Source organism: Rathayibacter sp. AY1A3 (genome assembly GCF_002930975.1).
Lineage (GTDB): Bacteria > Actinomycetota > Actinomycetes > Actinomycetales > Microbacteriaceae > Rathayibacter.
In genome coordinates this window covers 67145-92630 of record NZ_PSTO01000003.1, presented here as the reverse complement: position 1 = coordinate 92630, position 25486 = coordinate 67145, and the positions used below count along the sequence as shown (strand labels likewise).

Sequence of the window (25486 nt, the reverse complement as noted above, 5' to 3'; positions counted from 1 at the left end):
CCGAGGAGAAGCCGCGCCCGAGAACTGTAGAAGAGAAGGACGAGGAGCGCCGCTGGGCGGCGCCCGGCGTTCGTCTAGCGGCCGCCGGCGCGGCGCTTGTTGAAGATGTCGAACGCCACCGCGAGCAGGAGCACGAAGCCCTTGATCGCCATCTGCCAGGCCGCGTCGACCGAGAGGATGGAGAGGCCCATGTTGAGCACGCCCATCACGAGTCCGCCGATGACGGCTCCGACGACGGTGCCCACGCCTCCCTGGACGGCGGCGCCGCCGATGAAGACCGCGGCGATCGCGTCCAGCTCGTAGTTCTGTCCGGCCGAGGCGACCGCACCGCCGGCGCGGGCGGTGCTGACGATGCCCGCGACTCCGGCCAGTGCGCCCATGTTGACGAAGATGAAGAAGTTGACCCACTTCGTCTTGACGCCGGACATCATCGCGGCGAACAGGTTGCCGCCCATCGCGTAGATGTGGCGGCCGAAGACCGTCCGGCCGAGCACGAAGCTGTAGGCGAGGATCAGCACGGCGAGCACGATCAGGATGATCGGGGTTCCGCTGTAGCCGGCGAGCAGCCAGGAGAGGGCCATGATCGCGATGACGGCGATGGCCGACTTCGCGATCAGCGAGCCGATGGGCTCGCGGGGCAGCTCGAGACGGCGGAGGGTCGCGCGGCTGCGGAGCTGCTGGGCCACGAGGACGACGCAGACGATCAGGCCGAGGACCAGGGTGAGCGCGTCGCGGCCGGCGATGCCGCCGAGGACGCCCGGCAGCCAGCCGGCGCCGATCGCGGTGAATTCGGTGGGGAGGCCGTTGATCGTTCCGCCGGTGAGGAGGACGAGGGTGAAGCCGCGGAAGATCAGCATGCCAGCGAGGGTCACGATGAATGCCGGTATGCCGACGAAGGCGACCCAGAAGCCCTGCCATGCTCCGACGGCGGCGCCGGTGACGAGGGCGACGACGACGGCCGCCCACCAGGGCAGGCCCCAGTTGTTCATCGCGATCGCCGAGATGGCGCCGACCATCGCCACGACCGAGCCGACCGAGAGGTCGATGTGGCCGGCGATGATGACCATCACCATGCCGATCGCGAGGATCAGCACGTAGGCGTTCTGCTGGATCAGGTTGTTGACGTTGCCGGGCAGGAGCAGGCGCCCGCCGGTCAGCACCTGGAAGAGCAGGATGATGATGGCCAGCGCGGCGAGGATGCCGTACTGCCGGAGGTTGATGTTCAGCCGGCGCGAGCGCTTGGGCGGGGTGGAGGGCGTGTTGGCGGGCGTGTCCGCCGGCGCTGTGGTGGTCGTGGCGCTCATCGGGCCTGTTCCTTTCCGGCGGTCATGTAGTGCATGAGGTGCTCCTGGGTGGCGTCGGCGCGATCGATCTCGCCCGTGATCCGTCCCTCGGAGATGGTGTAGATGCGGTCGGCGAGGCCGATCAGCTCGGGCAGCTCGGACGAGATGACGACGACCGCCTTGCCCTGGGCCGCGAGCTCGTTGATGATCCCGTAGATCTCGTACTTGGCTCCCACGTCGATGCCGCGGGTGGGCTCGTCGAGGATCAGCACGTCGGGACCGGAGAAGATCCACTTCGAGAGGACGACCTTCTGCTGGTTGCCGCCGGAGAGCTTCCCCGTGACGGCCGAGACGGTCGGCGCCTTGATGTTCATCTTCGATCGGTACGAGTCGGCGACCTTGTACTCGCGGTGCTTGTCGATCACGCCGAGCCGGGCCAGGCGCGAGAGCGCGGCGGCCGAGACGTTGACGGTGATGTCGCCGATGAGGTTGAGCCCGTAGCGCTTGCGGTCCTCGGTCGCGTAGGCGAGGCCGTTGCGGATCGCCTCGTCGACGGTGCGGGTCTGGATCTCCTCGCCGTCCTTGTAGACGCGGCCGGAGATGCCGGTGCCGTAGCTCCTCCCGAAGATGCTCATCGCGAGCTCGGTGCGTCCGGCGCCCATCAGGCCCGCGAAGCCGACGATCTCGCCGGCGCGGACGGTGAAGGAGGCGTCGTCGACGACCACGCGGTTGATGTCGACGGGGTGGTGGACCGTCCAGTTCTCGACGCGCAGCTTCTCCTCGCCGATCTGCGGGTCGCGCGGCGGGAACATGCTGTTGAGGTCGCGGCCGACCATCGCGCGGATGATCCGGCTCTCGGACGCCTCCTCGCCGGCCATCGGGAAGCTCTCGATGGTGCGGCCGTCGCGGATGATCGTGACGGTGTCCGCGATGGCGCGGATCTCCTTCAGCTTGTGGCTGATGATGATGCAGGTGATGCCCTGCTTGCGGAGCTGGTCGATCAGGCCGAGCAGGTGGTCGCTGTCCTCGTCGTTGAGGGCGGCGGTGGGCTCGTCGAGGATGAGGAGCTTCACCTCCTTGGCGAGGGCCTTGGCGATCTCGACGAGCTGCTGCTTGCCGACGCCCAGCTCGAGGATCTTGGTCGCGGGGCTCTCGGCGAGGCCGACGCGGGCGAGCAGCTTGGCCGCCTCCGCGTTGGTCGCGTTCCAGTTGATGACGCCGCGGGTCGACTTCTCGTTGCCGAGGAAGATGTTCTCGGCGATGGAGAGGTAGGGGCTGAGGGCGAGCTCCTGGTGGATGATCACGATGCCGTCGGCCTCGCTGTCGTTGATCGACCGGTACTGCGCCTCCTCGCCCTCGAACTCGATGGTGCCCTCGAAGCTGCCGTACGGGTACACGCCGGAGAGGACTTTCATCAGGGTCGACTTGCCGGCGCCGTTCTCGCCGCAGATGGCGTGGACCTCGCCGGGCTGGACCGAGAGCGAGACGCCGTCGAGGGCGCGGACGCCGCCGCCGAACTCCTTGACGATGTCGCGCATGATGAGGATGGGACTGGCCAACAGGGCCTCACTTCGTTGGGGGGGAGTGGTGTGCGGACGGGGAGGCGGGGGCGGGGAGGATCACTCCTCCCCGCCCCCGCCCGACGGATCAGAGTCCGACGTCGCCGGCCTTGAGGAAGCCGGAGTCGACGAGGACCGACTGCACGTCGTCCTTCGTGACGACCTGCGGCTCCAGCAGGTAGGACGGGACGACCTTCTCGCCGTTGTCGTAGGTCTCGGTGTCGTTGACCTCGGGCTCCTCGCCCGCGACGATCGACTGCACCATCTGGAAGACGCGGTCACCGAGGGTGCGGGTGTCCTTCCAGACCGTCATGGACTGCTCGTCGGCGAGGATCGCCTTGACGTTGGCCTTGTCGGCGTCCTGGCCGGTGATGACCGGGTAGTCGGCGCCGGGGGTGTAGCCGGCCGACTTCAGCGAGGCCTCGATGCCGATGGCCAGGCTGTCGTTGGGGGAGAGCACGACGTCGACCTTCTGGCCGCCGGTGTAGAAGGACGAGAGGCGGTTGTCCATCTCGGACTGCGCCTTGTCGGAGGCCCAGCCCTGGATGCCGATCGAGGCCCAGTCGTCGTCCGACGCGGGCGACTTGCCCGAGGGGACGGTGAGCTTGCCGCTCTCGATGTAGGGCTGCAGGACGTCCCACGCGCCGGAGAAGAAGAACTTCGCGTTGTTGTCGTCGGGGCTGCCGGCGAAGGGCTCGAGGGTGAAGGGGCCCGCGGCGTTCTTCAGGTCGAGGGTCGACTCGATGTACTGGCCCTGGAGCTGGCCGACCTTGTAGTTGTCGAAGGTCGCGTAGTAGTCGACGTCCGCGGTGCCGTTGATGAGACGGTCGTAGGCGATGACGGTGGCGTTCTGCTTCTTCGCCTCGGCGAGGACGGGCGCGAGCGCCTCGCCGTCGATCGCGGCGATGACCAGGATCTTGGAGCCGCCGGCGATCTGGTTCTGGATCTGCGAGATCTGCTGATCGGTCTTGTTGTCGGCGTACTGGAGGTCGACGGTGCAGCCGTCGCCCTCGAGCTGCGACTGGAGGCCTTCGCCGTCGTTGATCCAGCGCTCGAGGCTGCGCGTGGGCATCGAGATGCCGACGGTGCAGTCGCCTTCCGCGCCGGCGCCGGCAGCGGCGCCTCCGGAGTTGGCGGGGCTCGCGGAACAGGCCGCGAGGCCGAGGGAGATGATGCCGGCGGCGGCCAGCGTGGTGATGCCGCGGGAGAACTTCATGGAGTGCATTCCTCTCTGAAAGCAGTGTCCGAGGGAGAGGACGACAAGAGGCGTGCACGTGTGGCGCACGTCGTCGTGTCGTCGCCCGGGAGGGCGGGAGAGCCCCGAGGGGCTTTGTCCACGGAGAGAACATATTCCTTCGATCGGGGGGAGTAAAGCGCGGGCGGCGAATTTGTTCAGGCGATGCCGAAATGTGATCTTCGGGACGTCGACCCCCGCCGTTGCTAGGGGAGAACGCTCTCACCGCTCGGCTCCCGCCCGGCTCGCGCCCCTCCGCCGGGCGCCCGCCGCCGTCCGCGTGAGGGAAACGCGAGGACTCCGGGCCGGGCCGTAGGGGAACCGTGAGGACCGCTCCGAGGAGCCCCCGCGAGGTGTTGCATCGCTTCCTGTGCCGCTTCCCGGCAGGCGTCCGGTCCCGGGCGTCGTCCGCTCCCCGGATGGAGTCCTCCGTGCTCGACCTCGCCTACCTCCTCGGCGTGCTCGCCCTCTTCTCGCTCATCGCTCTCGCTGCGAAGGGGGTCGAGCGGCTGGGCGGACCGCCCCCCTCGGCGACCCGCGGGACCCGCGAGAAGGAGGCGGGCCGGTGATCGTCTTCGACGCCCTCGCGGCCGTGCTGGCGCTCGCCGCCGTCGTCTACCTCGTCGCGGCCCTGATCCGACCGGAGCGCTTCTGATGGATCCGCTCCTCGCCGTCCTCCAGGTCGCGACCGTCGGCCTGGCCGTCGCCCTCCTCCACCGCCCCCTCGGCGACCACATGTTCCGCGTCTACACCTCGACGCGCGACCTCGCCCTCGAGCGCGGCGTCTACCGCCTCATCGGCGTCGACTCCGCGGGCGAGCAGAGCTGGCGCGCCTACCTCCGGGCCGTGCTGGCCTTCTCGCTCGTCGGCGTGCTCCTGCTCTACGGGATGCAGCGCCTCCAGGCGGTCCTGCCCGGCTCCCTCGGCCTGCCCGCGGTGCCGGAGGGGCTGGCGTTCAACACCGCCGTCTCGTTCGTCACCAACACCAACTGGCAGTCCTACTCCCCGGAGGCGACCCTCGGCTTCGCGGTGCAGCTCGGCGGCCTCGCCGTGCAGAACTTCGTCTCGGCGGCCGTGGGCCTGGCCGTGGCGGTGGCGCTGATCCGCGGATTCGCGCGCCGCTCCTCCGGAACGCTCGGCAACTTCTGGGTCGACCTCGTGCGCGGCACGCTGCGCCTCCTGCTGCCCCTCGCGGTGGTGGCGGCGGTCGTGATGATCGCGGGCGGCGTGATCCAGAACCTGAACGGCCCGCTGACGGTGACCACACTCACCGGCGGCGAGCAGAGCATCCCGGGCGGCGCGGTGGCCTCGCAGGAGGCGATCAAGCTGCTCGGCACCAACGGCGGCGGCTACTTCAACGCCAACTCCGCGCACCCGTTCGAGAACCCCTCGGCGTGGGTGTCGCTGCTGCAGATCGTGCTGATCCTCGCGATCCCGTTCTCGCTGCCGCGCACCTTCGGCCGGATGGTCGGCGACGTGCGGCAGGGCCGCGCGATCCTCGCGGCGATGGCGACGATCTTCGTCGTGTCGCTCGCGGCCCTCACCGCGCTGGAGGCGGCGGGCGGCGGATCCGCGGCGCAGGCCGCCGGAGCCGCGATGGAGGGCAAGGAGACGCGCTTCGGCATCGCCGGCTCCGCCCTCTACGCGACCGCCTCGACGCTCACCTCGACCGGCGCCGTCAACGCGATGCACGACTCCTTCACCGCGCTCGGCGGCATGCTGCCGATGCTCAACATGATGCTCGGCGAGGTCGCCCCCGGCGGCGTCGGCTCGGGCCTCTACGGGATGCTCGTGCTCGCGGTGCTGGCCGTGTTCGTCGGCGGGCTGCTGGTCGGCCGGACGCCCGAGTACCTGGGCAAGAAGCTCGGCCCGCGCGAGATCAAGCTCGCGAGCCTCTACATCCTCGTGACGCCGACGCTCGTGCTGGCAGGCACGGCCCTGAGCTTCGCGATCCCGGCGGTGCGGGAGGACGTGGAGAGCACGTCGATCCTGAACCCCGGGCTGCACGGGCTCTCGGAGGTGCTCTACGCCTTCACCTCCGCGTCCAACAACAACGGATCGGCGTTCGCGGGGCTGACGGCGAACACGCCCTGGCTCAACACGGCGCTCGGCGTCGCGATGCTCCTCGGCCGCTTCCTCCCGATCCTGCTGGTGCTCGCCCTGGCCGGCTCGCTCGCGGCGCAGTCGCCGGTGCCCTCCAGCGCCGGCACGCTGCCCACCCATCGGCCGCAGTTCGTCGGCCTCCTCGTGGGCGTCACGGTCGTCGTGACCGCGCTCACCTACTTCCCCGTACTCGCGCTGGGCCCCCTGGCGGAAGGACTGCGACTCCGATGACCACTGCACTCACCGAGGCCCCCGCGGAACCCGCGCGCCCCACCCGCGCCGCCCTCGGGCCGCGCCAGCTCGCCGCCGCCCTCCCCGGAGCGCTGCGCAAGCTCGATCCGCGCCTGATGTGGCGCAACCCCGTCATGTTCATCGTCGAGGTCGGCGCCGTGCTGACGACGGTGCTGGCGATCGCCGAGCCGTTCCTCGGCGGGCCGGAGGAGTCGGGCGGATCCACGGTGCCCGTCACCTTCACGGCCGGCATCGCGATCTGGCTCTGGCTCACCGTGGTGTTCGCGAACCTCGCGGAGTCGGTGGCCGAGGGCCGCGGCAAGGCCCAGGCCGAGAGCCTGCGTGCCACCCGCACCAGCACTCCGGCCCGGCGCGTGGCCGACTACGACCCCGCGGACCCCTCCGCCCTGTCGGCCCGCCTGGTCGAGGTCTCCTCGGCCGAGCTGCAGCTGGGCGACGTGGTCGTGGCGGAGGCGGGCGACCTCGTCCCCGGCGACGGCGACATCGTCTGGGGCATCGCCTCCATAGACGAGTCGGCGATCACGGGCGAGTCGGCCCCGGTCGTCCGCGAGAGCGGAGGCGACCGCAGCGCGGTGACGGGCGGCACGCGAGTGCTCTCGGACCGGATCGTGGTGCGCATCACCTCGCGGCCGGGCGAGACCTTCGTCGACCGGATGATCGGCCTGGTCGAGGGCGCGTCGCGGCAGAAGACGCCGAACGAGATCGCGCTCGACATCCTCCTGGCGAGCCTCTCGATCGTGTTCGTCGTGGTCGTGCTGACCCTGAACCCGATCGCCTCGTTCGCGGGAGCCTCCGTGAGCGTCCCGGTGCTGGTCGCCCTGCTCGTCTGCCTCATCCCGACCACCATCGGCGCCCTCCTCTCGGCCATCGGCATCGCCGGCATGGACCGGCTCGTGCAGCGCAACGTGCTCGCGATGTCAGGCCGGGCGGTGGAGGCGGCGGGCGACGTCACGACGCTCCTGCTCGACAAGACGGGGACGATCACCTACGGCAACCGCCGCGCGGTGGCGTTCCTCCCCCTCGACGGAGTGGCGCAGGCCGCCCTCGTCGACGCGGCCGCCTCCTCCTCGCTCAGCGACCCGACGCCCGAGGGGAAGTCGATCGTCGACCTCGCGGGAGACTCGGGCCGCCCCGCCGTCGAGCCCGCTCAGGCCGCCGTGGTGCCGTTCACCGCGCAGACCCGGATGAGCGGGCTCGACCTCCCCGACGGCTCCTCCATCCGCAAGGGCGCCGGCTCGGCCGTGCGCGCCTGGGTGGAGGAGGAGGGGCCGCTGCCGTCCGCGGTCGCGGCGCGCCTCACGGTGCTCGTCGACGGCGTCTCGGAGAGCGGCGGCACGCCCCTGGTCGTCGCGGTGAAGGACGCCCACGGCGCCCGCCTGCTCGGCGTCGTGCACCTGAAGGACGTGGTGAAGGACGGGCTCGCCGAGCGCTTCTCGGAGCTGCGCGCGATGGGCATCCGCACCGTGATGATCACGGGCGACAACCCGCTGACCGCGAAGGCGATCGCGGCGGAGGCGGGAGTCGACGACTACCTCGCCGAGGCGACCCCCGAGGACAAGCTCGCCCTGATCCGGCGCGAGCAGGAGGGCGGCGCGCTGGTCGCGATGACCGGCGACGGCACCAACGACGCCCCGGCCCTCGCGCAGGCCGACGTGGGCGTGGCGATGAACACCGGCACCTCGGCGGCGAAGGAGGCGGGCAACATGGTCGACCTCGACTCCGACCCCACCAAGCTCATCGACATCGTGCGGATCGGCAAGCAGCTGCTGATCACCCGCGGCGCGCTCACCACGTTCTCGATCGCGAACGACGTGGCGAAGTACTTCGCGATCATCCCGGCGATGTTCGCGGGGGTCTTCCCCGGGCTCGCGGTGCTGAACGTGATGCAGCTGCACTCGCCGGCCTCGGCGATCCTCTCGGCGATCGTGTTCAACGCGCTGGTGATCGTCGTGCTGATCCCGCTCGCGCTGCGCGGAGTGGCGTACCGCCCGGTCGCCGCCTCGCGCATCCTCAGCCGCAACCTCCTGGTCTACGGGCTGGGCGGAGTGATCGCTCCGTTCCTCGGGATCAAGCTCGTCGACCTGATCGTCGCCGCGATCCCCGGCTTCTGACCCGTCCGTCCCGACCACCGAAGACAGAGAGAAGAGACCATGTTCCGTCCCTACGGTGTCGCGCTGCGCGCGATGATCGTGCTCACCGTGCTGCTGGGAGCGGCGTACCCGCTCGCGGTGCTCGGGATCGGGCAGCTCGCCCTGCCCGCCCAGGCGAACGGCTCGCTGCTGCGCCAGGACGGCGCGGTGATCGGCTCGTCGCTGATCGGCCAGTCGTTCACGGACGCCGACGGAGCGCCCCTGCCGGAGTGGTTCCAGTCGCGTCCCTCCGCCGCGGGCTACGACGCCGCGGCCTCGACCGGCAGCAACCTCGGCCCCGAGAACGCCGACCTGGTCGCGTCCGTCGAGGAGCGCCGGGCCGCGATCGCCGCCTCCGAGGGCGTCGACCCGGCCGCGGTGCCGGCCGATGCGCTGACCGCCTCCGCCTCGGGGCTCGACCCCGCGATCAGCCCCGCCTACGCGCAGCTGCAGGCGCCCCGCGTCGCCGCCGCCCGCGGGCTCGACGTGAGCGCCGTGCGCGCGCTGGTCGAGGAGCACACCGCGGGCCGCGAGCTCGGGTACCTCGGCGAGCCGACGGTGGACGTGCTCGAGCTCAACGCCGCTCTCGCGCGGCTGTGACCGCTCCGGTGGCGCCTCCGGCTCGTAGAATCGCGATCGGCTCGTCGGGACCGTCCGATCGAGCGGATCGACGCCGGTCCCGCGAGCCCGGGACGCCCCGGAGCCGCGAGCACGAGGGGAGGCCGGGAGCATGACGAAGGGCCGCCTGCGCGTGCTCCTCGGAGCCGCGCCCGGAGTGGGCAAGACCTACACGATGCTCGAGGAGGGCCGCCGGCTCGCCGCCGAGGGCCGCGACGTCGTGGTGGCCGTGGTCGAGACGCACGGCCGCTCCGCCACCGCCGCGATGGTCGAGGGGCTGGAGGTCGTGCCGAGGAGGGCCGTCGAGCACCGCGGCGTGCTGCTCGACGAGATGGACCTCGACGCGGTGCTCGCCCGCCGGCCCGACGTCGCGCTGGTCGACGAGCTCGCGCACACCAACGCCCCCGGCTCCCGGCACGAGAAGCGCTGGGAGGACGTCAGGACGCTCCTCGACGCCGGCATCACCGTCTTCTCGACCGTGAACATCCAGCACATCGAGTCGCTCAACGACGTGGTGCACGCGATCACCGGAGCGCCGCAGCGCGAGACGATCCCGGACGCGGTCCTCCGCGCCGCCGACCAGATCGAGGTCGTCGACCTGGCGCCCCAGGCGCTGCGCGACCGCCTCGCCGACGGCCGCGTCTACCCGCCCGAGCGCATCGACGCGGCGCTCTCCAACTACTTCCGGCTCGGCAACCTGACCGCCCTGCGCGAGCTCGCGCTGCTCTGGCTCGCCGACGAGGTCGACAGCGCGCTCCGCGACTACCGCGTCGAGCACGGCATCGACAGCACCTGGGAGGCGCGCGAGCGCGTGGTCGTGACCCTCACCGGCGGGCCGGAGGGGGAGACCTTGCTGCGGCGCGGCGCGCGGATCGCGGCCCGTGCCTCCGGGGGCGACCTGCTCGCCGTGCACGTGGTGACCCCCGACGGCCTCCGCACTCCCCGGCCGCACGTGCTCGAGGCGCAGCGGGTGCTGGTCGAGAAGCTCGGCGGCAGCTACCACCAGGTGGTCGGCGAGGACGTGCCGCGCACGCTGGTCGAGTTCGCCCGCTCGGTCAACGCGACGCAGCTGGTGATCGGCGTGAGCAGGCGGAGCCGCCTCGCCTCGGCGCTGACGCCCGGCACCGCGTCGACGGTGATCCGCGAGTCCGGCAACATCGACGTTCACATCGTCAGCCACTCCGCCGCCGGGCGCACCGCGGTGCTGCCGAGGCTCGACGGCGCCCTGACGCTGCGGCGCCGCCTCCTGGGACTGGCCCTCGCCCTCGTGGGCGGCCCGCTGGTGACCTGGCTGCTCTCGAGCCTCCGCAGCGACGAGTCGATCACGAGCGACGTGCTCTCGTACCAGCTGCTGGTGGTGGTGGTCGCGCTGGTCGGCGGGCTCTGGCCGGCCCTCTTCGCGGCCGTGCTCTCGGGGCTGACCCTCGACTTCTTCTTCGTCGATCCCCTCTACACGATCACCGTCGACGAGCCTCTGCACGCGCTGGCGCTGGTGCTCTACGTGCTCAACGCGGCGCTCGTCAGCGCCGTGGTCGACCGCGCGGCCAGACGGGCGCGGGCCGCCAAGCGCTCGGGGGCGGAGTCGGAGCTGCTGGCGACGATCGCCGGTGGCGTGATCCGCGGGCAGGGGGCGCTGCAGGCGATCCTCGAGCGCTCGCGCGAGGCGTTCGGGCTGACCGGCGTGCGGCTGCTGCGCGGCGGCGAGCTCGTCGCGGCGGACGGTGAGCCGCAGCCGGAGGGCGATCCCGCGCGCATCGCGGTGGGCGAGGGCGCGGTGCTCGAGCTGCACGGCCGCGAGCTGGAGGGGAGCGAGCGGCGACTGCTCCAGGTCGTCGCCGCCCAGCTCGACTCGGTGCTCGAGAACGCGGCCCTCAGCGAGACGGCCAGCTCCCTCGCTCCGCTGGCCGAGACCGACCGGGTGCGCAGCGCCCTGCTGTCGGCCGTCAGCCACGACCTGCGCCGGCCCCTCGCCGCGGCCACCGCGGCGGTCAGCGGTCTGCGCTCGCCCGAAGTGGTCTGGAGCGAGCGCGACCGGGAGGAGCTGCTCGCCACCGCCGACGAGAGCCTCATCGTGCTGGCCGCGCTGGTCACCGACCTGCTCGACGTGACGCGGCTGGAGGCGGGGGCGCTCGCCGTGGCGCTCGCTCCGCTCGACGCCGCCGACGTGGTGCTCCCCGCGCTCGACGAGCTCGGTCTCGGACCCGGCGAGGTCGACCTCGACCTCGATCCGGAGGGCCCGGCGCTGCTCGCCGACGCGGTTCTGCTGCAGCGCGTCGTGGTCAATCTGCTCGCGAACGCCGTCCGCTACGCGCCGTCCGGCACCCGGGTGCGTGTGGCCGCCAGCGCCTTCGGCGGGAGCGCGCAGCTGCGGATCGTCGACCACGGCCCCGGGGTGCCCGAGGAGCGCCGCGCGGAGATCTTCGTGCCGTTCCAGCGACTCGGCGACGACGACAACCTGACGGGCCTCGGCCTCGGCCTCGCGCTCTCGAAGGGGTTCACGGAGGGCATGGGCGGCACGCTCGAGACGGAGGACACTCCGGGGGGCGGGCTGACGATGGTGGTGACGCTGCCGCTGGCGCCGGAGACTGCTGCCGCTGCTCCTGCGGCTCACGTCGCTCCTGCCGCCCCGCACGACGGCGGGTCGGGCACCGCTCCGCACGAGGACTCCGGAGGAGCCGCATGAAGATCCTGATCGCCGACGACGACCCGCAGATCCTGCGCGCCCTGCGCATCACGCTCACCGCCCGCGGATACGACGTGGTGACGGCCGGCGACGGCACCGAGGCGATCAACCGCGCGGTGGACGAGCATCCGGACCTCTACATGATCGACCTCGGCATGCCCCGGCTCGACGGGGTGGAGGTCATCCACGGACTGCGCGGCTGGACGAGCGCGCCGATCCTGGTGGTGTCGGGGCGGACGGGCGCGGCCGACAAGGTGGGCGCGCTCGACGCCGGCGCGGACGACTACGTGACCAAGCCGTTCTCGATGGACGAGGTGCTCGCGCGCATCCGGGCCCTCTCGCGGCGGGTGCAGCCGGCCGACGGCGAGCCGCTGGTCGTGATCGGCGAGGTCACCGTGGACCTGGTGGCCAAGAGCGCGACGCGGGACGGCGTCTCCGTGCGGCTGACTCCGACGGAGTGGCAGGTGCTCGAGATCCTCATCCGCAACGCGGGCAAGCTGGTCACCCGCCGCTCGCTGCTGGCCGAGATCTGGGGCCCCGCGCACGTCACCGACACCGGCTACCTGCGCCTCTACCTCGCGCAGCTGCGCAAGAAGCTCGAGCCCGACCCCGCGCATCCGCGGCACTTGCTGACCGAGGCCGGCATGGGCTACCGCTTCGTGCCCTGACCGGCCTGTGCTCGGCGGGGGAACCCCGGACCGTCGAGGGGGCCCGCTGGCCGTGGCTCCCTCGACGGGCCGGGATCGCCTCGGCGGAGGGGGGCAGGTCACCAGTCGTGGACGGTGCCGTCGGCGAGGCGGTTGAAGGGCAGGTACGCGCGCACGTAGGGGTACTTCCCGGCGGTGTCGACGTCGAGCTCCACGCCCAGACCGGGGGCGTCGCCCGGGTGCAGCCGTCCCTCGCTCCAGGTGAACGACTGCTGGAAGACGCTGTCGGTCCGCTCGCCGTGCTTCATGTACTCCTGGATCCCGAAGTTGTGGATCGCCAGGCCCAGGTGCATCGCGGCCGCCATTCCCACCGGGGAGACGTCGGTGGGTCCGTGCATCCCGGACTTGATCTGGTACTGCGCGGCGTGGTCGAGGATCCTCCGGAGGTGGGAGACGCCTCCGGTGTGCGTGACCGCGCTCCGGATGTAGTCGATCAGCTGCTCGCGGATGAGGAGCTGGTAGTCCCAGACGGTGTTGAAGACCTCGCCGATCGCCAGGGGCGTGGTGGTGTGCTGCCGGACGAGGCGGAGGGCCTCCTGGTTCTCGGCGGGCGTGCAGTCCTCGAGCCAGAAGAGGTCGTACGGCTCGAGGGACTTGCCGAGGGCCGCGGCCTGGATCGGCGTCATCCGGTGGTGGCCGTCGTGGAGGAGGGGGAGCCCCGGCCCGAACTCGTTGCGGACGGCCTCGAAGACGCGGGGGATGTGGCGCAGGTAGGCGCGGGTGTCCCAGTCCTCCTCGGTCGGCAGACCGCCGCGCTGCGCCGGCTCGTGGTCGTAGCGCACGCCGGCGTTGCCCTCGAGGACGGCGTTGGAGGCGATGCCGTAGATCGAGGTCAGCCCCGGCACCGCGGTCTGCACGCGGATCGCGCGGTACCCCTGCTCCTGGTGCTCGCGGATGCTGTCGAACAGCTCCGCGTCCGTCCGCCCGGACGCGTGGCCGTAGGCGAGCAGGCCGGTACGGGACGCGCCTCCGAGCAGCTGGTAAAGCGGCATGCCGGCGGCCTTGCCCTTGATGTCCCAGAGGGCGGTGTCGACCGCCGCGATCGCCGCCATCGTGACCGGCCCGCGGCGCCAGTAGGACGACCGGTAGAGGAACTGCCAGGTGTCCTCGATGCGCGAGGCGTCGCGGCCGAGGAGCAGCGGCACGACGTGGTCGGCGAGATAGGAGACCACGGCGAGCTCGCGGCCGTTGAGGGTCGCGTCGCCGAGGCCGGTCAGCCCGTCGTCGGTCGTGAGCTTGAGGGTGACGAAGTTGCGGTCGGGACTGGTGACGACGACCTCGGCCTTGTCGATCTTCATGGGGTGCCTTTCGTGGTGGGGGATCGGGTCAGGGGTTCCGGCCGGGAGCGCGGTCCATCGAGAACGCGGCGGTCGAGAGGCCGGGCGCCACGGGCGCGGCCTGACCCGTGCTCTCGCGGCGCTCGGCGATCTCGGCGACGATCTGCGCGTGCCGGCGGTCGGTCAGCGGGTAGAACGCCATGATCAGCACCGCGAGCAGGGCCGCGACGGCCGGGATGAGGCCGGCGGCGGCGCGGATGCCCCACTCGGCGTGCTCGCTCTGCTCCGCGGCCCCGGCCACGTAGCCGCCCCAGGCCAGCGCGTACGCGGCGAGGGCGCCTCCGACCGCCTGGCCGGTCTTGCGGGTGAAGGAGAACAGGGCGTAGATCGTGCCCTCGGAGCGGATGCCGGTCTTCCACTCCCCGTACTCGACGGTGTCGGCCTCGATCGCCCAGACGAGCATGTTGACGAGCTGGATGCCGACGTAGGCGAGGACCAGTCCGCCGAAGCCGACCGCCACCGCGTCGCCCGGGGCGAGGAAGACGACCGTTCCGCCGCTGATCAGGACCGCGACTCCGGCCATGTAGGCGTTGCGCTTGCCGAACCGCCGCACGATCGTCGGGACGAGGGCGGCCAGGCCGAAGGTCAGGGCGAGCTGGATCAGCGACATCGCGGCGTAGAGCTGGACCGATCCGAGTACGTCGCGCAGGTAGTAGAGCTGCACGGTCTGGAGCGCGAGCGTCCCGGTGAGGAACAGGAACGAGCTGAGGCAGAGGAAGAGCAGCGGCCGGTTGGAGCGGAGGGTCGTCATGCTCTGACGGAACGTGACGTGCGCGACGTCGCGCTGGACGCGCTCCTTCGCGGTCAGGATCGTGAGGAGGTAGAGCGCGGAGCCGACGACGACGAAGCTCAGCGTGACGATCGAGAAGAGCGACTGCAGATCGGCGCCGGGGACGACCAGCGGGGCCATGAAGGTGCCGAGCCCGGCCCCCACGATCGCGCCGCCGATGGCGCGGGCGCTGGCGAGCTTCGCGCGCTCGGTGCCGACCTGCGTCATCGCTCCGGCGAGCGAGCCGTAGGGGATGTTGACGAGGCTGTAGGCGAGGCCGAGCGCGGCATAGCTCAGGTAGGCGTAGAGCAGGGTTCCGCTCTCGCCGATCTGCGGGACGGAGAAGGTCGCGGCCGAGAGCAGCAGGAGCGGAACCGACCCGAACATCAGGAAGGGCCGGAACTTGCCGAAGCGCCTGCTGTAGGTGCGGTCCACGACCCGGCCGGCGAAGACGTCGGCGAACGCGTCGAAGATCCGCACGACGAGCAGCAGCGTGCCCGCCGCGGCCGCGGAGATCCCGGCGACGTCGGTGTAGTAGACGAGCAGGAACATCGTGGCGGTGGTGAAGGCGAGGTTGTTCGCCGTGTCGCCGGCGCCGTAGCCCACGATGCTCAGCTTCGAGAGCTTCTCAGCGGCGGGCGCTCCGGGCGCGGTGGTGCGGGGGGTCATGCGGGCTCCTTTACCCGGGCGCGGACCCGTCGGGGATCCGCGCCGCATCGAGACGGTGCGAGGGTGGCAATCGGTTGCCGACGGTGCCGGAAGGCACTGCGCGGAGAGGCGGGGTGGAGGTCTAGGCCGCCTGAGCGGCGACCGCGGCGACGAGGGCCGGGTCGTCGACGAGGCGCGGGTCGACGAGCCGCAGCAGCGCCTCGACGGGCCGGGCGGAGCCGAGGGCGCGGTCGAGGGCGGGGCGTTGCGCGTCGGGCAGGTGGTCGCCCTGGAGCAGCAGTGCGATCCAGTCGGCGACGGCACGGAGGGAGGCGGCTCCGCCGTGTCCGCCCGCGCGCTCGGCGAGGAGCACGGGCACGATCCGGATGCGGAGCTTGGCGGTCGCGTCGGCGCCGATCTGCTCGAGCCGGTGCTCGATCCGGGGGTTGCCGAAGCGCTCGAGGAGGGCGGCGCAGTAGGCGTCCGCGTCGAGACCGGCGGGGAGGCCGGCCGCCGCCTCCGCCCAGAACGCCTCGACGGCGCTCCGGCAGGCGGGGTCGGCGATCGCCTCCGCGACGGTGGCGAGGCCCCGCCGGCGGCCGGTGGCGGCGAGGAGCGTGTGCGCGCCGTTGAGGAGTCGCAGCTTGCGCCGCTCGAAGGGCTCGATGTCGTCCACGAAGCGGGCTCCGGCGCGCTCCCAGGCGGGTCGGCCGGCGGGGAAGCCGCCGCAGAGGACCCAGTCGCGGAACGGCTCGGTCACGACGGACGCGGCGTCGCTGATGCCGGTGAGCTCGGCCGCCGCCTCCCGGTCCGCCGCCGTGGCGGCCGGAGTGATCCGGTCGACGGAGGTCGACACGAACGAGACGGTTCGGTCGATCCAGTCGGCGAGCGACGGGTCGAGCCGCTCGGCGAGCAGGAGCAGCCCACGGCGCACGAGAGGGCCGTTGCCGGAGAGGTTGTCGCAGGGGACGACGGCGAGCGGGCCGGAGCCGGCGCCGCGCCGGGCGGTGAGGCCGAGGAGGAGGCGGCCGAGCGCGGTCGTCGGCGCTCCTCCCGATCGGAGGGCGGCGAGGTCGCTCCGGACGGCGGGGTCGTCCAGGTCGGGGCCGCCGTCCGCGGCGAGACGGTACCCGGCCTCCGTGATCGTCAGCGTGACGATCGCCGTCGCCGGAGCCGCGACGAGCTCGACGAGACGCGCGACGTCCGCGCCGTCGACCGCCTCGACGATGCTGCCCACGACCGTCGCCGAGTCGCCCTCCGGTCCGCGCTCGATCAGCGTGAACAGGCCGTCCTGCGCGGCGAGCTCCTCGGCCGCGCGGGGGCTCCGGCCGGTGAATGCGGCGATGCCCCACTCGTGGTCGTCGTCGACGGCGTGCGTGTACCAGGCCTGATGCGCTCGGTGGAAGGCGCCGAGGCCGAGGTGGACGATGCGGACGGGAGCCGCCGGCAGGCCCGTGGATGCGCGATCGAGCGCGCCTCCTCCGCCGTGCCCGCTCACAGCTTGAAGACCTTCCGCGGCTGGGAGTCGACGAGGTCCAGGATGACGGCGCTCGCCGTCTCGGAGTCGATGCGCCCCTCGGCGACCAGGCGCGCGAGGAACGCGGCGTCCAGCCTCCGCGCCATGTCGTGACGGGCCGGGATGGAGAGGAACGCGCGGGTGTCGTCGATGAAGCCGGAGCTCCGCGAGAAGCCGGCGGTCTCCGTCACGGCGGCGCGGAAGCGCAGCACCGCGTCGGGCGCGTCGAGGAACCACCACGGCGCTCCGAGGAACACCGACGGGTAGTAGCCGGCGAGGGGAGCGAGCTCGCGCGAGTGGGTGCTCTCGTCGATCCCGAAGAGGACGAGGTGGAAGCCCGGTGCGTTGCCGAGCTCCTGCAGCAGCGGGCGGAGGGGCTCGGCGAACCGGGTCGCGACGGGGATGTCGTGGCCGGTGTCGGGACCGAAGCGCTCGAAGGTCGGCCGATCGTGGTTGCGCAGCACGCCGGCGTGGACGGTCATCACCAGGCCGTCGTCGACGCTCATGCGGGCGGACTGCAGCAGCAGGTGCGCGGCGAGGACGCGGCTGCCCTCGGCGTCGATCGTGCCGGCGCGGGCGCGGGCGAAGAGGGACTGCGCCTCGGCGGGGTCGAGGTCGACGGTCAGCGGCTCCAGCACTCCGTGGTCGGCGGAGACGGCGCCGTGGTCGAGGAAGTACCGGCGCCGGGCGCGGAGGGCCTCGAGGAATCCGGGGAAGCTGGACTCCTTCGTTCCGGTGGCGGCGGCCAGGGCGGCGACGCGCTCGGGCCAGCCGGGGGTGGAGGGATCGAGATAGGCGTCGGGGCGGAAGGTCGGCAGCACGCGGCCCGGGAACGCCGGATCCTCCGCCAGAGCCCGGTGGACGGCCAGGTCGTCCAGCGGATCGTCGGTCGTCGCCAGCACCTCGATCCCGAACCGCTCGAAGAGCGCCCGCGGGCGGAAGGCGGCGGACGACAGCCGGGCCGCGATCGCCGCGAAGAGGGCGTCGGCGGTGGAGGCGTCGGGCTGCTCGGTGATGCCGAACTGCTCGGCGAGGATCGACTGGAGCCAGTAGCCCGAGGCGGTTCCCGCGAAGATCCGCCAGTGCGCGCAGAACGTGCGCCACACCTCCTCCGGGCCGGCGAGGCGCTCGCCTCCCGGGATGCCGAGATCGCCCAGGTCGATCCCGGCGGAGTGGAGCAGCCGGGTGACGTAGTGGTCGTGCCGGAGGAAGAGCTCGGACGCGTCGGCGAAGGGGCGGTCCTCGAGCAGGAGGCGCGGATCCACGTGCCCGTGCGGGGAGAGGATCGGCAGGTCGGCGACGCTCGCGTGGAGGTCGCGGGCGATCGCCCGGGTCGTCGGGTCGATCGGCAGGAGTCGGTCGGGATCGTTCAGCAGCTTCGTCGGCACGGGGCCATCCAAGTATGGGTGCCGAGGAGTGTCAACCGATTGCCAGAGGTGTCGCACCGGATGGCGCGCCGGGCGCGGACCGGGGTCAGGAGTCGCGGCGGGGTCCCGTCGAGGCGCGCGGGACGAACTCCGTCGGCAGATCGTCGGCCCGCTCCGGAGGCTCCTCGTCGCCGAGCACCCGGCGGACCGCCCGCTCGCCCATCCGGCCCAGCGGCGCGCTGATGGTCGACAGCGGCGGCGAGGTGAAGTCGCTGCCGAAGATGTCGTCGAAGCCGATGATGCTGAGCTGCTCCGGGATCGCGACGCCCGACTCCTGAGCCGCGCGCATCAGTCCGATGGCGACCAGGTCGTTGTAGGCGATCACCGCGCCGACGCCGGAGGCGGTCACCCTCGCGAGCGCGCTCCTCCCGCCCTCGAGGGTCGAGACGCCCGGCCCGATCTCGACGACCGTCATGCCCCGCTGCGGAGCGCGGTCGAGGAGGAGCTCCCATCGCGCGGCACTCATCCACGAGTCGGGCGGACCGGCGATGAAGGCGAGGGAGCGGTGGCCGAGGGCCGCGAGGTGGTCGAGCGCGGCGTCGATCCCGGGGGCGAGATCGGGCACGATCCCCGCGACGCCGGGGACCACGCGGTTGAGGACGACGACCGGGATGCGCCCGGCCAGCGCGATGATCTCCTCGTCGCTGAGGCGGGTGCTGACGAGGACGAGCCCGTCGGTGGAGGCGGCGATGCGGTCGGCCGCCTCGGCCTCGCGCTCCCCGGACTCCTGCGACTCGGCGAGGATCATCGTGAAGCCGCGGAGCGACGCCGCCCGCTCCGCTCCGCGCACGGCGGGGAAGAAGGCCGGGTTGGTGATGTCGGCCACCAGCAGCCCGAGGGTCGAGGTGCGGCCCGTCGGCAGCGCGCGCGCCATCGGGTTGAGCCGGTAGCCCAGCTCCTTCGCGGCGGCGCGGATCCGCTGCTCGGTCGCGGCGTTCAGCCGTCCGGGCGTGCTCAGCCCGCGGGAGACGGTGGAGGGGGCGACGCCGGCGAGTCGGGCGACGTCGTAGATCGTCGTCGCGGAGCGGCCGCGGCGTCTCGCGGCGGAGGGGCCGGTGGGCGCGTCTTCGCTGGGCACGATCGCGGTCTTCTCTCGAGGGGCACGGCGGCGGACGGGGCGCCGTCCGCCGCCCATGCTGCCACAGGGCCGAGAAGCCCGCCCGGCCCGTCGCTCGCGTCCGGGTCGCGCCGGATCGGGGAGCCCGCGCTCCGGGAGGCCGCCGTCGCCGGTCGGCCGCCCACCGCTCCGGTCCTGTCCAGCGCGGCCGCCCCGTCAGCTCCGCTCCGGGAACGCCCCCTCGTCGCGGATGCGCTCGTTGAGCGCCGCCAGGAACACGCCCTCGTCGAGGTCGAGCGGTACCTCGCGTCCCGTCCAGCTCGAGTAGTGGATGGCGTTGGCGAGCCGGACCCCGAGGATCCCCTCCGCCCCGGGTGCGAGCAGCGGCGTGCCGTGCAGGATGCTGTCCGCGAAGTCCTGCAGGACGGCCGTGTGCTGCTCGCCCCAGGCCGACGCCGACTCGATGCGCTCCGTCGTGGAGAGGCCCGCGGTGTCGTAGCGACCGCTGAGCAGGAGGCCCACGTCCTCGGCGCTGAGGGCGGCGCTGACCTCGCGCTCGGGGGCGTTCAGTCGGGTGATCGTCGCGACCCGGGAGTCGTCGACGACGATCCGGCCGCGGTCGCCGATTATCTCGAGGCGGTCGGTGCCGATCGGGTCGTGCGTCGTGGTGACCAGCACACCGGTCGTGCCCCCGCCGAAGTCGGCGAGCACCGTCACCTCGTCCTCCACCGCGATGTCGCGGCACCGTCCGTAGCCGGCCTTCGCGACCACCGACTCCGGCACCCCGCACAGCCACTGCCACAGGTCGAGCTGGTGGGGCGCCTGGTTGACCAGGACGCCTCCGCCCTCGCCTCCCCAGGTCGCGCGCCACGCGCTCTGGTCGAAGTAGGCCTGCGGCCGCCACCAGGTCGTGATGATCCAGTTCGAGCGCAGGATCCGGCCGATTCCGCCCTCGTCGACGACCTCCTTGAGTCGGCGGTAGAGCGGGTTCACCCGCTGGTTGAACATGATCGCGAAGCGCTGACCGGGACGGGCGGCGGCGGCCTCGTTCAGCTCCGCGACCTGCGCGGCGTAGACGCCCGCCGGCTTGTCGACCAGCACGTGCAGCCCGTGCTCGAGTGCGTCGATGCCGATCCCGGGGTGGAGGTAGTGCGGAGTGCAGACGACGACGGCGTCGACCTCTCCGCTCGCGAGGAGGGAGCGGTGGTCGGCGTGGAAGGACGCTCCGGGCGCGAGCGCGGCGGCCGCCGCCTCCCGGGCGGGGTCGACGTCGGCGACGGCGGTGACGACGAGGTCGCGCACCCTGCCGTCGGCGAGGAAGCGGGCGTAGGAGGAGCCCTGGGCGCCGAATCCGATGATGCCGAGGCGGACGGTGGTCATGGAAGGAGTCCTTCGTTCGGGGTGGAATGGGGGATCCGCGCGGGCGCGCTCGGGGCGTAGGCGGCCTGGACGATCGCGAGCGACCTCGCCGCCTCGCGGGGCGAGATCCAGAAGGGCTCGTCCTCGCCGAGGCGGGCGTAGAAGTCGTGCACGAGCAGCTCGTGCGAGGCGCCCCAGTACGAGCGCCCGCCGGATCGGCGCTCCGTGTCCGGGACGACCTCGACGGGTCCGTCGTCGCGCCGCACGGTGAGGGCACCGCGCAACGAGACGGTGGCGCGCTCGGCGCGCAGGCGGAGCTCGACCGGCTCGTCCCACGCGTTCGCCACGGTCGCGTAGAGGACGCTGCGCGCGCCGGAGGCGTGGGTGAGCACCAGGTCGGCGGTGTCCTCGACCTCGATCGGCAGCAGGCGCGTGGAGGCGGAGCCGCTCACCGCGACCACCTCGCCGAGGAGCCACTGCAGGAGGTCGACGGTGTGGATCGCATGGTTCATCAGCATCCCGCCGCCGCCCTCGGCCCGCATCCCGCGCCAGGGGCGGTCGAGGTAGTAGCCGGGAGCGCGGTGCCAGAGCACGGTCGCGGCCGCACCTGTCACGGCACCCAGGGAGCCGGACGCCAGCAGCTCGCGGAGGCGCTGCACGGGCGGGTTGTAGCGGTTCTGGAAGCAGACGCCGATGCGCGCCCCGCCCCGCTCGGCCGCGGCGATCACCTGCTCGCCCTCGGCGACGGAGGAGGCGAGCGGCTTCTCGAGGAGCACCGCGACGCCGCGGTCCAGGGCCGCGACCGCCAGCGCGGCGTGCGTGCTGTGCGGAGTGCAGACGTGCACGACGTCGGGGCGGACGGAGTCGAGCATCCGGACCGCCTCGGGGAAGCCCGGCACCGCGTGCCTCTCGGCGGCCGCGTCGAGCCGGCCCGGGTCGGTGTCGCAGACCGCCACCAGCTCCGCGCCGGGTGCGGTGCCGATCGCCGCGAGGTGGACGGAGGAGATGTCGCCGCAGCCGATCACCGCCGCGCGGACGGTCATCGCAGGTCGATCCCGAGCGAGGAGGCGAGCCCCCGGAAGGCCCGAGCGGCCACTCCGAACGACTCGGGGCCGGAGAATCCGCCGAGGGCGTCCGTGATCGCGAGGTGCGGCTCCAGCGAGGCGACGCCCGTCCAGCCGTCGTCGCGCAGGGCGGTGAGCGTCTCGCGCAGCTGGCCGTCGCCCTCGCCGGCGGGCACCACGGTGCCGGTCGCGGCCACCGCGTCCTTCACCTGCAGGTAGTCGACGTAGGGCCGCAGCGCCGTCCAGCCGTCGTCGAAGGGCCGCACCCCGCACTGCACGAAGTTCGCGTTGTCCCAGGCGAGGCGCAGGGCGGGCGAGCCGACGGACTCGACCAGGTCGAGGATCCGCTCGGGGACGTCGCCGTAGATGTCCTTCTCGTTCTCGTGCAGCAGCACCACGCCCTCGCGCTCGGCGCGATCGGCGAGCCTGCGCATGCGCAGCAGGACGTCGTCGCGGATGCTCTCGACCGGCACTCCCTCGCCCCGGTAGAACGAGAAGACGCGGATGCTCGGCGTGCCGAGGGCGTGCGCGGCGCGGATGACGCGGTCGAGGCGCGCGACCTCGAGCTCGGGATCGAGGGCGACGTCGACCTTGCCGATGGGCGAGGCGACGGCCGAGACGGACTGGCCGCCGCGCTCGAGCACGGCGGCGAGGCGGGCGAGGCGCTCGTCGTCGAGGTCGACGACGTTCCGGCCCCAGGCGCTTCGCACCTCGATGCTGTGCGCGCCGAGCGCTCGGAGGACGGCGACCTGGACGACCGGGTCGGGGTCGATCTCGTCGCCGAAGCCGGAGAGGGTCCAGGGTGCGGGGTTCGCGGGTGCGGTCGTCGCGGGTGCGGTGGTCACGGTGCGTGCCTCGTTCTCGTCGTCGGGAACCGGCGGGCAGGAGCGCCGCCGTGCCACGACCATACGCGTATTGGCAACCGATTGACAAGATCGGAAGCGCGCCTCTACCGTCGGGGGCGTTCCGGGCCGCGGAGACGCCGGCCCCCACCGCGACCGGGAGGACTGCCGTGACCAGGATCGGCGTGCAGGCGATGATGCTGAAGGACGCGTTCGCCTCGGCGGGCGCCTTCGCGACGCTCCGGGAGGTCCGAGCGATCGGCTTCCGGTCGGTGGAGATCTCGCAGATCCCGCTGACGGCGGCCACCGTGGCCGAGCTGCAGCGGGCGCGGGACGAGCTCGGCGTCGAGATCGCGGCGATCTCGGCGGGCCTGGCACCGGGGGACTCCCCGGGCGCCGCGCTCGAGGGCGGGCTCGCCGGGATCGTCGCCGACGCCCGCGCGCTCGGCACGCGCACGGTCCGGATCGGCATGCTGCCCGCCTCCGCGGCGGCCTCGCCGGCCGCTCTGCTCGACTTCGCCGACCGCTGCCAGGCCGCCGCGGCGAGGCTCCGCGACGACGGGCTGCGGCTGCTGCTCCACAACCACCACCACGAGTTCGCGCGGCACGACGGCCGCCTCCTGCTCGACGTCGTCGCCGACCGGGCTCCGCTGCTGGGGCTCGAGCTCGACGTGCACTGGGTGCAGCGGGGCGGGCTCGATCCCGTGACGACGCTGCGCCGGTACGGGGAGCGCGTCGCCCTGGTGCACCTGAAGGACTACCGGGTCGGGCCGCCCGCCGACATGTCCGGCGGGTGGTCCGTGCACGCCTTCACCTCGAACGTGCAGTTCGCCGAGGTGGGGGAGGGCAACCTCGACTTCCCGGGGATCATCGGGACGAGCCTCGCGCTCGGCGTCGACCACCTCCTCGTCGAGCAGGACGAGCGCTACGGGCGGAGCGCGCTCGACTGCCTGCGGACCTCGCACGCGAACCTCGTCGTGATGGGGTTCTCGGACCTGTTCTGAGGAGCGGCCGAGGCTCCTCCCCAGGGATCGGAGCGGCCCGTTCTCCACCGCCCAGGGGCCCGGGTCCCCGCCGCGTCGGGCGCGACGGCACGCTTGCTCTCCGTGCCCGACCAGTCCGTGGTCGAGTGGACCGAGGACGCCGCCCCGCACGCCGAGGAGGAGGAACGACGACCGGGAAGACGACTGCGAACGACGGCTCGACGGCCCTCCGCTACCCGCCCGCGTACGGCCGCCCCGCTCCGGCCACCCCTCCGCCCGGTCGATCGGGGATCTCCGTTCCGCCCTCGCATCCGGGCGCAGCCCCGGAGAAGAAGCAGCCGGATCCGCCGGGGTCGGCGTCCGCTCCGCGGAGCGGAGGACAATGGAGGGACCCCCAGTGAAGGAGACCACCGTGGATCAGCCGCGCATGAACGTCGAGTCGTTCAACCTCGACCACCGCACCGTCGCCGCGCCGTACGTGCGCCTCGCCGACGCGAAGACGCTGCCCGGAGGCGACCACCTCGTCAAGTACGACGTGCGCTTCACCCAGCCCAACCGCGGGCACCTCGAGATGCCCACCGTGCACTCGCTCGAGCACCTGTTCGCCGAGAAGTCCCGCAACCACTCCGACCGCGTGATCGACTTCTCGCCGATGGGCTGCCAGACCGGCTTCTACCTGCTCCTCTCGGGCGAGCCCGAGCTCTCCGAGGTGCTCGGCCTGGTCGAGGCGACGCTCCAGGACATCACCGAGGCCGACGAGGTCCCGGCCGCCAACGAGACCCAGTGCGGCTGGGGCGCCAACCACTCCCTCGAGGGGGCGCAGGAGGCGGCGCGCACGTTCCTCGCGCACCGCTCGGAGTGGGAGACGGTCACCGCGTGAGCACGGCGATCGTCCTGGTCGCGATGGACGAGGAGGCCGCGCCGTTCCTCGTCGCCGCGTCCAGAGCCTCCGAGCCGCGCGCCGTCGGCAACGCGCTGCAGTGGGAGCTCGAGCTCGACTCCCGCGCGGTGCTGCTCGTCCGCACCGGCATCGGCCTCGTCAACGCGGCCGGCGGTCTCACCGCAGCGATCCTTCGGGAGGGCGGCTCCCGGCCGGTCGTGGTGAGCGCGGGGACCGCCGGCGGCCTGGGCGCCGACGTCCGCGTGGGCGAGGTCGTGATCGGCGCCGAGTACGTGCAGACCGACGCCGATGCGCGGGCGTTCGGCTATGCGCTCGGGCAGGTCCCGGGGATGCCCGCCCGCTACTCCGGGGACGACGCGGCGCTCGCCGCGGAGCTCGAGCTGCCCGAGGGGCCCCGGGTGCGCCGCGGCCTGATCGTCTCGAGCGACGTCTTCGTCTCCAGCGCCCACGTGGACCGCGTGCGGAGCGACTTCCCCGGCGCGCTCGCCACCGACATGGAGTCGGTCGCGCTCGCGCAGACGGCGCACGTGCACGGGCTGCCGTTTGTCTCGGTCCGCGGGATCTCGGACCTCTGCGCCCCCGGCGAGTTCGAGGCGCACGTCGACGACGCGGCCGATCGCTCCGTCGCCGTGGTGCGGGCGCTGCTCGTCGAGCTCGGCGTCCGGGACTGACGGACGGGCGGCCCTCCGCGACACCGCGGAAGGGCCGCCCCGGGGGTCAGTCGTTGCCGACGTGCTGGTCGCCGGCCTCCTGGGCCTTGTCGACCTGCCCGGCGAACTTCCCGCCGGTCGCGGAGTCGGCGGCGTCGCCCGCCTTGTCGAGTCCCTTGTCGGTCAGCTCCTCGCCCTTGTCGCTGCTCGCGGCGTTCTTCGCCTTGTCCGCGAGTCCTCCGAGATCCACCATGGGGTCGTTCCTTCCGTCGATGAGCGCCCGTCGAGCAACGGGCCGTCGCCAGTCTCCGCCGCTCGGCGAGGGTCTGCGCGGGGGTTGCGGCTCACGGCCGCGCCGAGGACGA

At 72.6% G+C, this 25486-nt stretch carries 22 protein-coding genes; 10 read left to right on the top strand and 12 right to left on the bottom strand.

Annotation, left to right across the window (positions count from 1 at the left end):
- Nucleotides 1–74: 74 nt before the first annotated feature.
- The 3 genes from mmsB to chvE all read right to left on the bottom strand — a co-directional run bounded on the left by mmsB (nucleotide 75) and on the right by chvE (nucleotide 4058).
- The gene (gene mmsB / locus C5C10_RS02235; protein ID WP_104328409.1) at nucleotides 75–1304 is read right to left on the bottom strand and encodes a multiple monosaccharide ABC transporter permease; all 1230 of its coding nucleotides are present in this window, start codon (nucleotides 1302–1304) and stop codon (nucleotides 75–77) included.
- A complete protein-coding gene (gene mmsA, locus C5C10_RS02230) occupies nucleotides 1301–2821 on the bottom strand; it encodes a multiple monosaccharide ABC transporter ATP-binding protein (RefSeq protein WP_104222653.1) in 1521 nt (506 codons plus the stop codon). Before mmsA ends, mmsB begins: the two co-directional genes overlap by 4 nt.
- Nucleotides 2822–2930: 109 nt before the next feature.
- Nucleotides 2931–4058, bottom strand: a complete 1128-nt coding sequence (gene chvE / locus C5C10_RS02225) for a multiple monosaccharide ABC transporter substrate-binding protein (RefSeq protein ID WP_374952918.1) — start codon at nucleotides 4056–4058, stop codon at nucleotides 2931–2933.
- 437 nt (nucleotides 4059–4495) lie between these two features.
- On the opposite strand from chvE, the gene C5C10_RS17705 reads away from it, so the two are divergent.
- The 7 genes from C5C10_RS17705 to C5C10_RS02195 all read left to right on the top strand — a co-directional run bounded on the left by C5C10_RS17705 (nucleotide 4496) and on the right by C5C10_RS02195 (nucleotide 12529).
- Complete coding sequence (locus tag C5C10_RS17705) at nucleotides 4496–4645, top strand: hypothetical protein (protein WP_167299012.1); 150 nt, start codon at nucleotides 4496–4498, stop codon at nucleotides 4643–4645.
- Nucleotides 4642–4731, top strand: coding sequence for a K(+)-transporting ATPase subunit F (gene kdpF, locus C5C10_RS02220; protein ID WP_068209492.1), 90 nt, complete (start codon nucleotides 4642–4644; stop codon nucleotides 4729–4731). The genes C5C10_RS17705 and kdpF overlap by 4 nt, the downstream gene beginning before the upstream one ends.
- A complete protein-coding gene (gene kdpA, locus C5C10_RS02215) occupies nucleotides 4731–6410 on the top strand; it encodes a potassium-transporting ATPase subunit KdpA (protein WP_104222651.1) in 1680 nt (559 codons plus the stop codon). Before kdpF ends, kdpA begins: the two co-directional genes overlap by 1 nt.
- Complete coding sequence (gene kdpB / locus C5C10_RS02210) at nucleotides 6407–8542, top strand: potassium-transporting ATPase subunit KdpB (RefSeq protein WP_104247546.1); 2136 nt, start codon at nucleotides 6407–6409, stop codon at nucleotides 8540–8542. The genes kdpA and kdpB overlap by 4 nt, the downstream gene beginning before the upstream one ends.
- A 39-nt stretch (nucleotides 8543–8581) precedes the next feature.
- Nucleotides 8582–9160: a K(+)-transporting ATPase subunit C gene (gene kdpC / locus C5C10_RS02205; RefSeq protein WP_104328408.1), complete on the top strand. Its 579-nt coding sequence runs from the start codon at nucleotides 8582–8584 to the stop codon at nucleotides 9158–9160.
- Between the two features lie 130 nt (nucleotides 9161–9290).
- Nucleotides 9291–11861, top strand: coding sequence for an ATP-binding protein (locus tag C5C10_RS02200; RefSeq protein WP_104328407.1), 2571 nt, complete (start codon nucleotides 9291–9293; stop codon nucleotides 11859–11861).
- Nucleotides 11858–12529: a response regulator gene (locus C5C10_RS02195; RefSeq protein WP_104222647.1), complete on the top strand. Its 672-nt coding sequence runs from the start codon at nucleotides 11858–11860 to the stop codon at nucleotides 12527–12529. Before C5C10_RS02200 ends, C5C10_RS02195 begins: the two co-directional genes overlap by 4 nt.
- A gap of 98 nt (nucleotides 12530–12627) precedes the next feature.
- Here C5C10_RS02195 and manD read toward each other — a convergent pair whose 3' ends face one another.
- From manD to C5C10_RS02155, 8 genes are all read right to left on the bottom strand, one after another.
- Entirely contained in the window at nucleotides 12628–13866 is a 1239-nt protein-coding gene (gene manD / locus C5C10_RS02190) for a D-mannonate dehydratase ManD (RefSeq protein WP_104328406.1), read from the bottom strand.
- 28 nt (nucleotides 13867–13894) lie between these two features.
- The gene (gene uidB / locus C5C10_RS02185) at nucleotides 13895–15343 is read right to left on the bottom strand and encodes a glucuronide transporter (RefSeq protein ID WP_104328405.1); all 1449 of its coding nucleotides are present in this window, start codon (nucleotides 15341–15343) and stop codon (nucleotides 13895–13897) included.
- Nucleotides 15344–15464: 121 nt separating this feature from the next.
- Nucleotides 15465–16820: a mannitol dehydrogenase family protein gene (locus C5C10_RS02180; protein WP_258060364.1), complete on the bottom strand. Its 1356-nt coding sequence runs from the start codon at nucleotides 16818–16820 to the stop codon at nucleotides 15465–15467.
- Nucleotides 16817–18226 carry a glucuronate isomerase gene (gene uxaC, locus C5C10_RS02175; RefSeq protein ID WP_104328404.1) on the bottom strand — a complete coding sequence of 470 codons (1410 nt, stop codon included), beginning with the start codon at nucleotides 18224–18226 and terminating at the stop codon, nucleotides 16817–16819. The genes C5C10_RS02180 and uxaC overlap by 4 nt, the downstream gene beginning before the upstream one ends.
- An 85-nt stretch (nucleotides 18227–18311) precedes the next feature.
- Complete coding sequence (locus tag C5C10_RS02170; RefSeq protein WP_159940282.1) at nucleotides 18312–19343, bottom strand: LacI family DNA-binding transcriptional regulator; 1032 nt, start codon at nucleotides 19341–19343, stop codon at nucleotides 18312–18314.
- Nucleotides 19344–19538: 195 nt separating this feature from the next.
- Entirely contained in the window at nucleotides 19539–20702 is a 1164-nt protein-coding gene (locus C5C10_RS02165) for a Gfo/Idh/MocA family protein (protein ID WP_104328403.1), read from the bottom strand.
- Nucleotides 20699–21724 (bottom strand): Gfo/Idh/MocA family protein, encoded by a 1026-nt coding sequence (locus tag C5C10_RS02160; protein WP_104328402.1) that lies wholly within the window; start codon nucleotides 21722–21724, stop codon nucleotides 20699–20701. Before C5C10_RS02160 ends, C5C10_RS02165 begins: the two co-directional genes overlap by 4 nt.
- Nucleotides 21721–22590 carry a sugar phosphate isomerase/epimerase gene (locus C5C10_RS02155; RefSeq protein WP_258060363.1) on the bottom strand — a complete coding sequence of 290 codons (870 nt, stop codon included), beginning with the start codon at nucleotides 22588–22590 and terminating at the stop codon, nucleotides 21721–21723. The genes C5C10_RS02160 and C5C10_RS02155 overlap by 4 nt, the downstream gene beginning before the upstream one ends.
- Nucleotides 22591–22757: 167 nt before the next feature.
- On the opposite strand from C5C10_RS02155, the gene C5C10_RS02150 reads away from it, so the two are divergent.
- The 3 genes from C5C10_RS02150 to mtnN all read left to right on the top strand — a co-directional run bounded on the left by C5C10_RS02150 (nucleotide 22758) and on the right by mtnN (nucleotide 25142).
- Nucleotides 22758–23591 carry a sugar phosphate isomerase/epimerase gene (locus C5C10_RS02150; protein WP_258060361.1) on the top strand — a complete coding sequence of 278 codons (834 nt, stop codon included), beginning with the start codon at nucleotides 22758–22760 and terminating at the stop codon, nucleotides 23589–23591.
- A gap of 406 nt (nucleotides 23592–23997) precedes the next feature.
- Nucleotides 23998–24450, top strand: a complete 453-nt coding sequence (locus C5C10_RS02145) for an S-ribosylhomocysteine lyase (protein ID WP_104222722.1) — start codon at nucleotides 23998–24000, stop codon at nucleotides 24448–24450.
- Entirely contained in the window at nucleotides 24447–25142 is a 696-nt protein-coding gene (gene mtnN / locus C5C10_RS02140; protein ID WP_258060360.1) for a 5'-methylthioadenosine/S-adenosylhomocysteine nucleosidase, read from the top strand. Before C5C10_RS02145 ends, mtnN begins: the two co-directional genes overlap by 4 nt.
- Before the next feature lie 46 nt (nucleotides 25143–25188).
- Here the strand turns inward: mtnN and C5C10_RS02135 are convergent, their stop codons facing one another.
- Nucleotides 25189–25374, bottom strand: a complete 186-nt coding sequence (locus C5C10_RS02135) for an antitoxin (protein WP_104282784.1) — start codon at nucleotides 25372–25374, stop codon at nucleotides 25189–25191.
- Nucleotides 25375–25486: the final 112 nt, after the last annotated feature.

Coding starts and splice junctions, on each gene's coding strand:
- mmsB (WP_104328409.1), bottom strand. CDS start 1,304: ATGAGCGCCACGACCACCACAGCGCCGGCGGACACGCCCGCCAACACG.
- mmsA (WP_104222653.1), bottom strand. CDS start 2,821: ATGCGCGACATCGTCAAGGAGTTCGGCGGCGGCGTCCGCGCCCTCGAC.
- chvE (WP_374952918.1), bottom strand. CDS start 4,058: ATGAAGTTCTCCCGCGGCATCACCACGCTGGCCGCCGCCGGCATCATC.
- C5C10_RS17705 (WP_167299012.1), top strand. CDS start 4,496: ATGGAGTCCTCCGTGCTCGACCTCGCCTACCTCCTCGGCGTGCTCGCC.
- kdpA (WP_104222651.1), top strand. CDS start 4,731: ATGGATCCGCTCCTCGCCGTCCTCCAGGTCGCGACCGTCGGCCTGGCC.
- kdpB (WP_104247546.1), top strand. CDS start 6,407: ATGACCACTGCACTCACCGAGGCCCCCGCGGAACCCGCGCGCCCCACC.
- kdpC (WP_104328408.1), top strand. CDS start 8,582: ATGTTCCGTCCCTACGGTGTCGCGCTGCGCGCGATGATCGTGCTCACC.
- C5C10_RS02200 (WP_104328407.1), top strand. CDS start 9,291: ATGACGAAGGGCCGCCTGCGCGTGCTCCTCGGAGCCGCGCCCGGAGTG.
- C5C10_RS02195 (WP_104222647.1), top strand. CDS start 11,858: ATGAAGATCCTGATCGCCGACGACGACCCGCAGATCCTGCGCGCCCTG.
- manD (WP_104328406.1), bottom strand. CDS start 13,866: ATGAAGATCGACAAGGCCGAGGTCGTCGTCACCAGTCCCGACCGCAAC.
- uidB (WP_104328405.1), bottom strand. CDS start 15,343: ATGACCCCCCGCACCACCGCGCCCGGAGCGCCCGCCGCTGAGAAGCTC.
- C5C10_RS02165 (WP_104328403.1), bottom strand. CDS start 20,702: ATGACCACCGTCCGCCTCGGCATCATCGGATTCGGCGCCCAGGGCTCC.
- C5C10_RS02160 (WP_104328402.1), bottom strand. CDS start 21,724: ATGACCGTCCGCGCGGCGGTGATCGGCTGCGGCGACATCTCCTCCGTC.
- C5C10_RS02145 (WP_104222722.1), top strand. CDS start 23,998: ATGAACGTCGAGTCGTTCAACCTCGACCACCGCACCGTCGCCGCGCCG.
- C5C10_RS02135 (WP_104282784.1), bottom strand. CDS start 25,374: ATGGTGGATCTCGGAGGACTCGCGGACAAGGCGAAGAACGCCGCGAGC.